Below are 13178 nucleotides of genomic sequence, written 5' to 3' on the forward strand. Positions count from 1 at the left end.
GCGCGGGGCGACCAGCCAATACAGATTGAGCAGCCTCGGCTGCTCTTTTGCTTTATGAGAGAACACCCATGAACGCCGCCGAAAACCGCATCCTAGAGCTGCGCGCTGAGCTGGATCAGCACAACTACCGTTACCACGTGCTGGATCAGCCGAGCATTCCGGACGCCGAGTACGACCGGTTGTTCCACGAACTCAAGGCACTGGAAGCGGACCATCCCGAGCTGGTCACGAGTGATTCACCCACCCAGCGGGTCGGAAGTGCGGCGTTGTCGGCCTTTACCCAGGTGCGTCATGAAGTGCCGATGCTCAGCCTGGGCAACGCCTTCGAAGAAACCGACATGCGCGAGTTCGACCGCCGGGTGAGCGAAGGTCTGGACCTGCCGGCCGGTGATTTGTTTGGCGGCGGTGTCGAGGTTGAATACAGCTGCGAACCCAAGCTCGATGGCCTGGCGGTCAGCCTGCTGTACCAGGATGGCGTGCTGGTGCGCGGCGCCACGCGCGGTGACGGCACCACGGGCGAAGACATCAGTGTCAACGTGCGCACGGTGCGCAATATTCCGCTCAAGCTGCAGGGCAGCGGTTGGCCGTCGACCCTGGAGGTGCGCGGCGAAGTCTATATGTCCAAGGCCGGTTTCGAGCGCCTCAACGCGACGCAGCTGGAAGCCGGCGGCAAGACCTTCGCCAACCCGCGTAACGCGGCGGCGGGGAGCCTGCGCCAGCTGGATTCGAAGATCACCGCCAGTCGCCCGCTGGAGTTCTGCTGCTATGGCATTGGCCAGGTGTCGGCAGACATTGCCGAAACGCACATTGGTCTCTTGCAGCAGCTCAAGCAGTGGGGCATGCCGGTCAGTCGCGAGCTGAAGCTGGCCAAGGGTATCGGCGAGTGCCTCGACTACTACCGCGACATTGGCGAGCGCCGCAACGCCTTGCCTTATGAAATCGATGGCGTGGTGTTCAAGGTCAACAGCATTGCCTCGCAGCGCGAGCTGGGCTTCCGTGCGCGGGAACCGCGCTGGGCGATTGCCCACAAGTTCCCGGCCATGGAGGAGCTCACCGAGTTGCTCGATGTGGAGTTCCAGGTCGGTCGTACCGGTGCAGTGACCCCGGTGGCGCGCCTCAAGCCGGTGAAGGTGGCCGGTGTAACCGTCTCCAATGCGACCTTGCACAACATGGATGAAGTGGCGCGCCTGGGCTTGATGATCGGCGACACGGTGATCATTCGCCGTGCCGGTGACGTGATTCCGCAAGTGGTACAGGTTGTCACCGAGCGTCGCCCGGACGATGCCCGCCCGGTGCAGATTCCCGAGAGCTGCCCGGTGTGCGGCTCCCATGTCGAGCGCACGCAACTGGTCAAGCGCAGCAAGGGGCGCGAGACCATCAGCGAAGGGGCGGTGTATCGCTGTGTCGGGCGTCTGGCCTGTGGTGCGCAACTCAAGCAGGCGATCATCCATTTTGTGTCGCGCCGCGCCATGGATATCGAAGGGCTGGGGGAGAAAAGCGTCGAGCAGTTGGTGGATGAAGGCCTGGTCGACTCGCCAGCGGACCTCTATGCATTGACGTTCGAGCAGATCGTCGACCTCGAGGGGTTCGCCGAGCTGTCGAGCAACAACCTGCTGGGCGCCATCGCCGACAGCAAGAAACCCGGGCTGGCGCGTTTCATCTATGCCCTGGGGATTCCCGACGTCGGCGAAGAGACGGCCAAGGTGCTGGCGCGCTCCCTGGGGTCGCTGGCCCGCGTTCAGCAAGCGTTGCCGGAAGTCTTGACCTACTTGCCGGACGTCGGCCTGGAGGTCGCTTACGAGATCCACAGTTTCTTTACCGATGGGCACAACCAGCGGGTGATCGAAGCGTTGCTGGGCCACGGCCTGGACATTCAGGACCAGGGTGAGCTGGGTGCCGAGTTCGCCGCCAGCACCACCCTGGGCGGGATGATCGACAAGCTGCACATTCCCTCGGTCGGCCCGGGTGGGGCGCAGAAACTGGCGGACAAGTTCGGTTCGCTGCAGGCGATCATCGCCGCCGACTGGCTGGACATGCGCCAGGCGCTGCCGGAGAAGCAGGCCAACGCAGTGCGCGAGTTCTTCGCCGTCGAGAAAAATCGCCAACTGGCGTTGAGTGCCGAACAGCAGTTGCATGATTTCGGCATGCACTGGCACAGCGAGAAGAAAGTCGTCGAAGGCTTGCCGCTGGCGGGGCAGACCTGGGTGCTGACCGGCAGCCTGGAACTGATGAGTCGCGACATCGCCAAGGACAAGCTCGAAAGCCTCGGCGCCAAGGTGGCGGGTTCGGTGTCGGCGAAGACCTATTGTGTCGTGGCGGGGCCGGGCGCCGGCTCGAAGTTGGTCAAGGCCAATGAGTTGGGGTTGAAGGTGCTGGACGAAGAAGCCTTCGTGGCGTTCTTGAGTGGTCACGGTATATCGGTCTGATGCCCGGACCTGTGGCGAGGGCGTTTTCTGGCGCCGGAGCGCGAAGCGGTCGCCGTGATCCCGGCGCCCGCTGTGCAGGCGAACGGTAGCCAGACTGATTATTCTCCTGTGCGGCGCGGGAATAATCAGCAGCGGCACGTCATTCACCTGATGGTCCGGCAAGCGGGCGGCGGGGCGTTGGCGCAGTAAAACCGGGAGTAACGCAGGTCCTTGACGGGCCTCGTATTTTTAATCCGAAACCAACGGTTGTAACTTCGTCTCAGATAGGTACAATGGCGCGGCTCGCCGACTGGCGAGCGTCGTTATGGTGACCCCATCGGTCCCCCCGCAACGATCAGCCGTGAACCCGGTCAGGCCTGGAAGGGAGCAGCCGCAGCGGTGACATTGTGTGCCGGGGTGTGGCTGGTGGGGTCGCCACCTTAACGCTAGCTCGTTCTTCAGAAACGGGCTGATCCTCGAAAAATCCTCAAAATAGAACGCCATCGCAGCTGACCCAAACGGGCCCGCGCGGAAGTCTGCTCGTTGCAAACGTCTCCTTTGTCAGTCTCCCTGCCGATTGCCCTCTGAGCGCTCCTTGGTTCAAGGTGCCTGCTGTTGTCAATGCGTTCTCGTTATTCCCCCCCGGTTGGAAAAAACTGCATCTATCAACAGGCATCTGATTGAACTCTTTGCGCCGGCGGGTTGCCAGTCGCGCGCCCAGGTGTTCGACGATGACGACTCACCGAGGCTGCCAATTCCGGGTCATGGTTTTTCGGGTGCGCTGGTTTCCAGGGGTAATCAAACAAAACAGGCGGGCAACGATCAGTCGTTACTCCGCCTGTTTCTGTTTCTGTTTCTGGCTCTAAGGCTTGGACAAGGCTTGATCTACCGCTGCGATCAGCTTTCCCAGATCCTTTGGGGGGGCTTTGTGTATGACACCGAAGAGATAGGCGCGCTGCTCTTCTTCGTCGCCCAGGTCGGCAAAGAACGCCTTGGGCTTCACGCCCAGTACGTCGGCAAAGCTGAACAGGGCTTCGACGCTGGGGGCGTAGGTGCCGGTTTCGAAGCGGCTGATGGTTTTGGGGTCAAAACCGGTTTTTTCGCCAAGTTCAGCCTGAGTAAGCCCGGCTACCTTGCGGTAGCGTTTGATGGCTGGACCCAAACTTGAAATGTGCATCGCTCGATTCCCATTTAGAATCAAGAACTTAACGACAGTTTTTTGCATTGAACAACTGCATGATTCATCACCTTGCTTTTAAAAACGTGATGTATTTCGTAGAATTGGCGTTTGGCTCGCGTATTGGCCGGCCTGGTGTCAGGCGTTCGGGTGATGCGAAACGGCCATCATTGCGTCAGCCCTGAACCTGTCTGGAGGGCGTGTCGATGACACCCGGGGCCGTCGAACCTTGCCAGAACCGGACGCTCGTCTGAGTGTCGCGAGGTCTTCAAGACTAGTCGATCTTTATATGTCACGGGGCCATCACCTGCTGTTCATGGAGTTTTAAAGTGCATCTGAATTTGCTGGTCCGCACGCTTGCAAGGACGTTACTCCCGCCGCTTCAAAGGCTGCACGATCCCCGGCATCGCACCTCCTACTCCTTCATCTCTGCCAGGCATTGCGCACTGGTCGAGCGGTGCAGCCGCTAGATGGGGCACGCTCATGGATGAGAAATACCGCAGGGCAGTGGATGCTGCCGCCATATTTTCCGAGACCGACCTGAGTGGGCGGATTATTCACGTCAACGACCGGTTCTGCGCGATATCGGGCTATAGCCGTGAAGAGTTGCTGGGCGCCGATCATCGCCTGCTGAACTCGGGGCTGCACCCTGGCGATTTCTTCGCGACCATGTGGCGCACCATTGCCCTGGGCAAGGTCTGGAAGGGGGAAATCTGCAACCGGGCCAAGGATGGGAGCCTGTACTGGGTCGACAGCACCATGGTACCGGTGCTGGATGAAGTGACCGGCCGGGTGATGCGCTATGTGTCCATTCGCTTCGATGTCAGTGAAAAGCGCCAGTTGCTGCACTCCCTGGAGTGGCGGGTGGGACATGATGTGCTGACCGGCTTGCCCAATCGGGCGTTTCTCTTTGATTTGCTCGACCAGGCCCTGACGTTCTCTCGTGCGGAGGACGTCCCGCTGGCGGTCTGCATGCTCGATCTCGATGGCTTCAAGGCCGTCAACGACGGCTATGGTCATGCCTGTGGCGATTTGTTGCTGGTGGAAGTGGCCAAGCGCCTTCGCGAGATTGTAAGGGGCGAGGATGTGGTCGCGCGGTTGGCCGGGGACGAGTTCGTGCTGATCTTGCGCTATGTGAGCGACGTGTCGGAGTTGCGTGCGGCCCTGAACCGGGTGCTGGGGGTGATCTCGGCGCCGTATTCGATCCTGGGCAAGGAGCTGCATGTGTATGCCAGTGTCGGCGTCACGCTGTTCCCGGTGGACAACGAAGACGCAGAGACCTTGCTGCGTCATGCCGACCAGGCCATGTACGTGGCCAAGCAAAGCGGGCGCAATCGGTTTCACTTGTTTGATGTGGTGCATGACCGCGAGGTCAAGGCGACCTACCAGACCGTGGCGCGGGTTCGGCAGGCCTTGCTCAATCATGAGTTGCGCCTGCATTTCCAGCCCAGGGTCAATATGCGCAGCGGCACGGTGGTGGGCTTTGAGGCGTTGCTGCGCTGGGAGCACCCGGAGAGGGGCGTGGTGCCGCCCAGAGAGTTTTTGCCGTGGGTGGAGGAGACGGACCTGATCGTCGACATCGGCGAGTGGGTCATGGAGCAGGTGCTGGTGCAGTTGTCCCGGTGGCAGCGGCTCGGGTTGCAGTGGCCGGTCAGCATCAATATCGCGGCACGACACTTTCAGCGTGCCGACTTTTTCGAACGGCTCAAGGGTGTGCTCCAGTGTCACGCCAGCGTCTCCCCGCGGCTACTCGATCTTGAGATTGTCGAGTCGGTGGCAATCGAAAACATCCAGCATGTCAGCACCTGCCTGCGCGCCTGCCAGGCGCTGGGCGTGAGGTTCTCGCTGGGGGATTTTGGCACCGGTCACTCGTCGCTCAGTTACCTCAAGCGCCTGCACACCCAGACCATCAAGATCGACAAGTCGTTTGTGCGCGACATTCTGCATGACCGTGACGACCTGGCGTTGACCACTGCCGTGATCGGCCTGGCCCGGGCCTTTGGGCGAGAGGTGGTCGCCGAAGGCCTGCACAGTGTGGAGCACGGCCAGTTGTTGCTGCGCTTGGGGTGTGAGGTGGCGCAGGGGTATTTCATTGCCCGGCCGATGCCGGCCAGCGAGGTCCCGGGCTGGGTTGCAGGGTTCGCCGCTCCGATGCAGTGGCAGGCGCTGGACCAGGTGGTCTGAGGTTCATGGCGAGGGGGAGGCCAGGACCGGTTCGCGGGTGCCGGTGTAGAGTTGGATGATGTCGTCGATTTCCCCGGATATTTTCATTTTGAGCAAGGTGCCTAGAATTCGTTGTACCGGCACTTTCGGGTCATTGCGCACGTAGCAGCCGACATTCAATTCCTGCAGCACCGTGGCGGTGTGCAATTGCTGGTCGGGCATCAGCCGTTGATTGAACCAGTCCAGGGTCCATTGATTGCTCACGGCATACTGATAGCGTCCGGCCTGCAGCTTGCGCAGGACCTGGTCCTGGTTGCGCGCGTCGTCGCGTTGCAGTTGCCCGCTGTCGAACAGCGGCTGCAGGGTCGGGTAGTAATACCCGAGTACGGTGCCGATGGGTTGCGCGGTGAGGCGGGCCGGGGCCACTGGGGCGGGAGTGCCGGGCCGGGCGATCAACAGGTCGCGCTGGAGCCACAACGGGACACTCCAGATGTAGTTTCCGGACTGGTCGGGCAGCCAGGCCTGCGCCGCATAACAGCGGACATCGATTTCCCCGTGTTCCATGCTGCTTTGCACGCGTGCGCGGGCCAGCACCTTGAACTCGGCCGGCACGCCGACCTGGGTGGCCAGGCTGAGCATCACGTCGTACAAAATGCCCTGGATGGGGCGGCCGCGCTCGATCTGCGCCATGGGCATGGCCCAGCTGTCGGTGATCGCGAAGCGTATTGGTGCGGGCGCGGCAATAGTGCTGGCGCTGATCAACAGCAAAGCCCCCAAGGCTGAACGCATAAATTCTCCAGCAGAATGCCGCCAGACACCGATTAAAGCATCCCCAAAGACCAGCTTAGACAGATTAGCCGAGCACACCGGATGCAATTTTGCCCTTGCTCCGCTAGCATTAGCCGCTTCAGCTTCCTTCGTTGCGACGGTTTTCGATGAGTTATCAGGTTCTTGCACGTAAATGGCGTCCGCGCTCGTTCCGCGAAATGGTCGGCCAGACCCATGTGCTCAAGGCTCTGATCAATGCCTTGGACAGCCAGCGGCTGCACCATGCCTACCTGTTTACCGGCACCCGCGGTGTGGGCAAGACCACCATTGCGCGGATCATTGCCAAATGCCTGAACTGTGAAACAGGTATCACTTCGACGCCGTGCGGCACGTGCTCGGTATGCCGTGAAATCGATGAGGGGCGCTTTGTCGACCTGATCGAGATCGACGCCGCGAGCCGGACCAAGGTCGAGGATACTCGCGAGTTGCTCGACAACGTCCAGTACGCGCCGAGCCGTGGGCGCTTCAAGGTCTACCTGATCGACGAAGTGCACATGCTCTCCAGCCATTCCTTCAATGCGCTGTTGAAAACCCTCGAAGAGCCGCCGCCCTACGTCAAGTTCATCCTGGCGACCACCGACCCGCAGAAACTTCCAGCAACGATTCTTTCCCGGTGCCTGCAGTTCTCGCTGAAGAACATGACGCCGGAGCGCGTGGTCGAGCATTTGAGCCACGTACTGGGTGTCGAGAATGTGCCGTTCGAAGACGATGCACTCTGGTTGCTGGGGCGTGCCGCGGACGGTTCGATGCGTGACGCCATGAGCCTGACCGACCAGGCCATCGCCTTCGGTGAAGGCAAGGTCATGGCGGCTGACGTACGGGCGATGCTGGGTACCCTGGATCATGGGCAGGTCTATGACGTCCTGCATTCGCTGATCGAGGGTGATGCCAAGGCATTGCTCGAAGCAGTGCGCCATCTGGCCGAGCAGGGTCCGGACTGGAATGGCGTGCTGTCGGAAATCCTGAACGTGCTGCACCGGGTGGCGATTGCCCAGGCTTTGCCTGAGGGCGTGGACAACGGCCATGGCGATCGTGATCGGGTGTTGGCGCTGGCCCAGGCCTTGCCGGCCGAAGACGTACAGTTTTATTACCAGATGGGCCTGATCGGTCGCCGCGACTTGCCGCTGGCGCCGGACCCGCGTGGTGGTTTCGAAATGGTCCTGCTGCGAATGCTTGCCTTCCGGCCGGCAGACACCGCGGATGCACCGAGGCAGCCGCTAAAGCCAGTGGGGATCAGCCAGGCCACAGTTGATTCCGCGAACTCGGTGGCTGGCGCGCAGCGTGTTGCGCCGGTAGTGGCGGCTGCTCCTGTCGTTGAGGCTGCAGTGCGGCCTGTTGCCGAGGCGGTAACGCCTGCACCTGCTCCGGTTGCGCCCCAGGTGGTGCCTGCGCCGGTGGTTGAGGCCGTGGCAGCAACCGCGGCCATTGCCGAAGAGGTTGTCGACCTGCCGTGGAACGACCCGGTAGAACCGGCTGTCGTGCAGCAGCCGGCTGCCGAGCCCGTGCTGGAAACGACCGCCGAACAGCCTGACCTGACGCCGATGCCAGTGCCGGTTCCAGACAGTGTCGTGCCGGATGCGCCGGCGTGGGCTGCCGAGTCGATTCCCGAGCCGAGCGTGGCGCAGGTCGATGCCGCCACGCCGGGCATGGACCTGGACGACGAGCCGCCGCTGGATGAGGACTATATCGAGCCGGACCAGGATTCGGCCTACAGCTACCTGGATGAGCTGGCCAGTGAACACGCCGCAGAACCGGCGCCGGAGCCCGAGCCGGAACCCGCTGCGATGCCGGCCACCGGTCTGGCGCTGCAATGGCTGGAGCTGTTCCCGAAGCTGCCGATTTCCGGCATGACCGGCAGCATCGCCGCCAACTGCACGCTGATTGCCGTTGATGGCGATCACTGGCTGATGCACCTGGACCCGGCCCACAGTGCGCTGTTCAACACCACCCAGCAACGCCGGCTCAACGATGCGCTGAACCAGTATCACCAGCGTACCCTGACGGTGAGTATCGAACTGATCAAGCCCGAGCAGGAAACTCCGGCCCAGGCTGCCTCGCGTCGACGTGCCGATCGCCAGCGCGAGGCCGAGGATTCGATCCACGGTGATCCGTTCATCCAGCAAATGATGCAACAGTTCGGCGCGGTGATCCGTAACGATACTATTGAACCTGTCGAGGCTCTGGTCAGCCAGGGCTAATAACTGAAGGCGCTCGGTCCGGTTGGCCGGGCGCTGTTTTGATCCAAGTACTTTTGAGGTGATTCCCATGATGAAAGGTGGCATGGCCGGCCTGATGAAGCAGGCGCAGCAGATGCAGGAAAAAATGGCCAAGATGCAGGAAGAGCTGGCCAACGCCGAAGTCACCGGTAAAGCCGGTGGCGATATGGTCACCGTGGTGATGACCGGTCGTCACGACGTCAAACGCGTGACCATCGATCCAAGCCTGGTGGAAGGCCTGAGCGAAGACGACAAAGAGATGCTCGAAGCCGTGTTCGCCGCCGCCGTCAACGACGCGGTGCGCAAGATCGAAGCCAACAGCCAGGACAAGATGTCCGGCATGACCGCAGGCATGCAATTGCCACCGGGCATGAAACTGCCGTTCTGATTCGCCAAGGCGCTTCGGATGGGCTACAAAAAATGCCAGGCATCGCGCCTGGCATTTTTGTTTTTGCGGCACACTGATCGTTCCCATGCTCTGCGTTGGAGCGCCGCCACGGACGCTTCGCGTCTAGACAGGCACCGGCCCTGAGAAACATCGAACGCCAGCCCCTGGCCACGGTCTGCTCTCTATACCACCGAACTCATCGTCAAGGAGATGCTCACATGCCACACGCATTGACCCTCAACCAACGTATCGTCCTGGTGTCGCGGCCCACGGGGGCGCCGGTACCGGAGAACTTTCGCCTGGAGCGGGTGGCGCTCCCGGAGCTGAGCGAAGGTCAGGTGCTGCTCAAAACCCTCTACCTGTCGCTCGATCCCTACATGCGCGGACGCATGAGCGATGCACCGTCCTATGCAGCGCCCGTGGCGCTCGGCGATGTGATGACCGGTGGTGCCGTCAGCCGGGTCGAGCGTTCGCTGAACCCGAAATTCCAGGAGGGCGACCTGGTGGTGGGCACCACGGGCTGGCAGAGCCATAGCATCAGTGATGGCCGGGCGCTGGTCCCCGTGCCGTCGGGCTGGCCGAGTCCTTCCCTGGCACTGGGTGTACTCGGCATGCCGGGGATGACCGCCTACATGGGCCTGATGGACATCGGCCAGCCCAAGGCCGGCGAGACTCTGGTGGTTGCCGCAGCGTCCGGTGCCGTGGGTTCGGTGGTGGGGCAGGTGGCTAAAATCAAGGGCCTGAAGGTCGTGGGGGTTGCAGGGGGTGCCGACAAGTGCCGTTACGTGGTCAGGGAGCTGGGCTTCGATGCCTGCATTGATCACCGCAGTCCGACCTTTGCCGATGAGTTGGCGCAGGCCTGCGGCGACGGCATCGATGTGTATTTCGAAAACGTCGGTGGCAAGGTGTTCGACGCGGTCTTGCCGCTGCTCAATCCCAAGGCGCGGATCCCAGTGTGCGGCCTGATTGCGCAGTACAATGCCCAGGAGCTACCACCCGGCCCGGATCGCTTGCCACTGCTGCAACGCCTGCTGCTGACCAAGCGTGTGCGGATGCAGGGCTTTATCGTCTTTGACGACTACGGTGATCGGCAATCGGAATTCATCAAGGCGATGGCACCCTGGGTACGCGAGGGTAAGGTGAAGTTTCGTGAGGATGTCGTCCTCGGTCTGGAACAAGCACCCGAGGCATTTATCGGGCTGCTGGAAGGACGCAACTTCGGCAAGCTGGTGGTGCGGGTCGCTGAAGACTGACGCCTGGATGAGCATTTGACGCTGGCCAGAGGCGCGGGTATAAACCGCGTCTCGTTGATTTGTCGGACCTTTCTACCATGAGCTTCAGCCCTTTGATTCGCCAACTGATCGACGCCCTGCGTACTTTGCCCGGTGTCGGTCAGAAAACCGCCCAGCGCATGGCGCTGCAACTGCTCGAGCGTGACCGTAGCGGCGGTTCGCGGCTGGCATTGGCGTTGAGCCAGGCGATGGAAGGGGTTGGCCATTGCCGGCTGTGCCGCACGCTGACTGAAGATGACTTGTGCCCGCAATGCTCGGACACTCGCCGTGACGACACATTGTTGTGTGTGGTTGAAGGGCCGATGGATGTCTATGCCGTGGAGCAGACCGGTTTTCGCGGTCGTTACTTCGTGCTCAAGGGCCATTTGTCGCCCCTTGACGGCCTGGGCCCCGAAGCCATCGGTATCCCGCAACTGCTGGCGCGGATCGAAGAGGCGGGCACCTTCACCGAAGTCATTCTGGCAACCAACCCAACCGTGGAAGGCGAAGCCACCGCGCACTACATCGCCCAGTTGCTCAGCAACAAGGGCCTGATCGCTTCGCGCATTGCCCATGGCGTGCCTTTGGGTGGCGAGTTGGAACTGGTAGACGGCGGTACCCTGGCTCATTCCTTTGCGGGGCGTAAGCCGATCGCTCTGTAGCGTCTGGCTTGACGTTTCTGGCCTCTCGCTTCGCCGTCTTCGCTGAAGACGCTTGAAAACCAAGCAAGCGCTCGGTTAACTTCGCTGAACCTTCAGTGGAGTTCGCCGATGCCTGCCTTCCAGGAATACTTCGACCCAAGCCATGAATTGGTCCGTGACAGCGTGCGACGCTTCGTCGAGCGCGAGATTCTTCCGGACATTGATCAGTGGGAGGAGGCCGAGGGCTTTCCCCGTGAGCTCTACCTCAAGGCCGGCGCGGCGGGCATCCTCGGCATCGGTTACCCCGAGGCGCTGGGTGGCAGCCACGAAGGCGACCTGTTTGCCAAGATCGCCGCCAGCGAAGCCTTGATGCGCTGCGGTTCCGGGGGGCTGGTGGCGGGGCTCGGCTCGCTGGACATCGGCCTGCCGCCGATCGTCAAGTGGGCCAGGCCCGAGGTGCGCGACCGGGTGGTGCCGCACGTCCTGAGTGGCGAGAAAATCAGCGCCCTGGCGGTCACCGAACCCGGCGGCGGCTCGGATGTCGCCAACCTGCAGACCCGCGCTGTGCGTGACGGCGACCATTACCGGGTCAATGGCAGTAAAACCTTTATCACCAGCGGTGTGCGTGCGGATTTTTATACCGTTGCGGTGCGCACCGGTGAGCCGGGGTTTTCCGGCATCAGCCTGCTGTTGATCGAGAAGGGCACGCCGGGATTCACCGTCGGTCGCCAGTTGAAGAAAATGGGCTGGTGGGCGTCGGACACGGCCGAGCTGTTTTTCGACGACTGCAAGGTGCCGGTGGGCAACCTGATCGGTGTCGAGAACATGGGCTTTGCCTGCATCATGGGCAACTTTCAAAGCGAGCGCCTGGCCCTGGCGCTGATGGCCAATATGACCGCGCAACTGGCACTGGAAGAGAGCCTGAAGTGGGCGCGGCAGCGCGAAGCGTTCGGCAAGCCGATTGGCAAGTTCCAGGTGCTCAAGCATCGTCTGGCGGAAATGGCCACGGCGCTGGAGGTGTCCCGGGAGTTCACCTATCGCCAGGCCGCGAAAATGGCGGCGGGCAAGAGTGTGATCAAGGAAATATCCATGGCCAAGAACCTCGCCACCGACACTGCCGACCGCATCACCTACGACGCGGTGCAGATCCTCGGTGGGCAGGGTTACATGCGCGACAGCCTGGTGGAACGGCTGTATCGCGATAACCGGATCCTCTCCATTGGCGGCGGTACCCGGGAGGTGATGAATGAAATCATCAGCAAGCAGATGGGGCTATAGATTGCGGTATGGCGGCTGACGTGCCCGCTCCCACTGGGGATTGTCGCGAGACACAAATCTTGTGTGCGAAACAGATCCCTGTAGGAGCGAGCGTGCTCGCGATGGTCGGCAACGATAACGCGTGCTGCCTGACACCCCGCGTCGCGCTCACGGTCATCGCGAGCAAGCTCGCTCCTACATGGGCGCCGCCTGCATTGCCCTGTAGGAGCGAGCGTCGGGCGGTGTTCCGCTTGCCCGCGAAGGCGTCAGTGCAAGCGCTTACTTTTCGGACAGCGCAAACTGCGTCAGGCAGAACGTCGGGATGCCCATGTCTTCCAGGCGCTGGGAGCCGCCCAGTTCCGGCAGGTCGATAATGGCCGCGGCCTCGAAGAGGCTGGCGCCCATGCGTCGCACCAGATTGGCGGCGGCGATCAGGGTCCCGCCGGTGGCGATCAGGTCGTCGAACATCAGCACCGAGTCCCCTTCACAGAGGCTGTCGGCGTGGACTTCGAGGAAGGCTTCGCCGTACTCGGTCTGGTAACCCTCGGCCAACACGTCGGCCGGCAGTTTGCCTTGCTTGCGAAACAGCACCAGTGGCTTGTTCAGTTGGTAGGCGAGCACCGAGCCGATCAGGAAACCACGGGCATCCATGGCACCGATGTGGGTGAAGTCGGCCTCGACATAGCGGTGCGCAAAGCTGTCCATCACCAGGCGCAAGGCCTTGGGCGACTGGAACAGCGGGGTGATGTCGCGGAAGATTACGCCCGGCTTCGGGAAGTCGATCACGGGGCGGATCAGGGATTTGATGTCGAAGGAGTCGATGACCATCGTC

Annotated in this window: 10 protein-coding genes and 1 other RNA gene; 8 read left to right on the plus strand and 3 right to left on the minus strand. The window is 61.8% G+C overall.

What is annotated here, in order from left to right; translation table 11 throughout:
* Window positions 1-68 precede the first annotated feature (68 nt).
* Together ligA and ffs are read left to right on the plus strand one after the other, a co-directional pair.
* Window positions 69-2426 carry an NAD-dependent DNA ligase LigA gene (gene ligA, locus CKW07_RS00385; RefSeq protein WP_095143092.1) on the plus strand — a complete coding sequence of 786 codons (2358 nt, stop codon included), beginning with the start codon at window positions 69-71 and terminating at the stop codon, window positions 2424-2426.
* Between the two features lie 314 nt (window positions 2427-2740).
* An RNA gene (ffs, locus tag CKW07_RS00390) (signal recognition particle sRNA small type) lies at window positions 2741-2837 on the plus strand.
* A gap of 430 nt (window positions 2838-3267) precedes the next feature.
* Here ffs and CKW07_RS00395 read toward each other — a convergent pair.
* Entirely contained in the window at window positions 3268-3582 is a 315-nt protein-coding gene (locus tag CKW07_RS00395) for a helix-turn-helix domain-containing protein (protein WP_095082209.1), read from the minus strand.
* Window positions 3583-4065: 483 nt separating this feature from the next.
* On the opposite strand from CKW07_RS00395, the gene CKW07_RS00400 reads away from it, so the two are divergent.
* Window positions 4066-5766: a bifunctional diguanylate cyclase/phosphodiesterase gene (locus CKW07_RS00400; RefSeq protein ID WP_095143093.1), complete on the plus strand. Its 1701-nt coding sequence runs from the start codon at window positions 4066-4068 to the stop codon at window positions 5764-5766.
* Window positions 5767-5769: 3 nt separating this feature from the next.
* Here the strand turns inward: CKW07_RS00400 and CKW07_RS00405 are convergent, their stop codons facing one another.
* Window positions 5770-6534 (minus strand): ABC transporter substrate-binding protein, encoded by a 765-nt coding sequence (locus CKW07_RS00405; protein ID WP_095143094.1) that lies wholly within the window; start codon window positions 6532-6534, stop codon window positions 5770-5772.
* 146 nt (window positions 6535-6680) lie between these two features.
* Here CKW07_RS00405 and dnaX point away from each other — a divergent pair, with 146 nt between their 5' ends.
* The 5 genes from dnaX (at window position 6681) to CKW07_RS00430 (ending at window position 12367) form a co-directional block, all read left to right on the plus strand.
* A complete protein-coding gene (gene dnaX / locus CKW07_RS00410; protein ID WP_095143095.1) occupies window positions 6681-8771 on the plus strand; it encodes a DNA polymerase III subunit gamma/tau in 2091 nt (696 codons plus the stop codon).
* A 67-nt stretch (window positions 8772-8838) separates the two neighbouring features.
* On the plus strand, window positions 8839-9177 hold the full coding sequence (locus CKW07_RS00415; RefSeq protein ID WP_008028561.1) for a YbaB/EbfC family nucleoid-associated protein: 339 nt from the start codon (window positions 8839-8841) through the stop codon (window positions 9175-9177).
* A gap of 218 nt (window positions 9178-9395) precedes the next feature.
* Complete coding sequence (locus tag CKW07_RS00420) at window positions 9396-10430, plus strand: NADP-dependent oxidoreductase (protein WP_095143096.1); 1035 nt, start codon at window positions 9396-9398, stop codon at window positions 10428-10430.
* 77 nt (window positions 10431-10507) lie between these two features.
* Entirely contained in the window at window positions 10508-11110 is a 603-nt protein-coding gene (gene recR / locus CKW07_RS00425) for a recombination mediator RecR (RefSeq protein ID WP_095143097.1), read from the plus strand.
* A gap of 108 nt (window positions 11111-11218) precedes the next feature.
* Window positions 11219-12367 carry an acyl-CoA dehydrogenase family protein gene (locus CKW07_RS00430; RefSeq protein ID WP_095143098.1) on the plus strand — a complete coding sequence of 383 codons (1149 nt, stop codon included), beginning with the start codon at window positions 11219-11221 and terminating at the stop codon, window positions 12365-12367.
* A 258-nt stretch (window positions 12368-12625) separates the two neighbouring features.
* Here CKW07_RS00430 and CKW07_RS00435 read toward each other — a convergent pair whose 3' ends face one another.
* Window positions 12626-13174, minus strand: coding sequence for an adenine phosphoribosyltransferase (locus CKW07_RS00435; RefSeq protein ID WP_095143099.1), 549 nt, complete (start codon window positions 13172-13174; stop codon window positions 12626-12628).
* Window positions 13175-13178 lie beyond the last annotated feature (4 nt).

The organism is Pseudomonas sp. Irchel s3b6, assembly GCF_900187415.1.
Lineage (GTDB): Bacteria > Pseudomonadota > Gammaproteobacteria > Pseudomonadales > Pseudomonadaceae > Aquipseudomonas.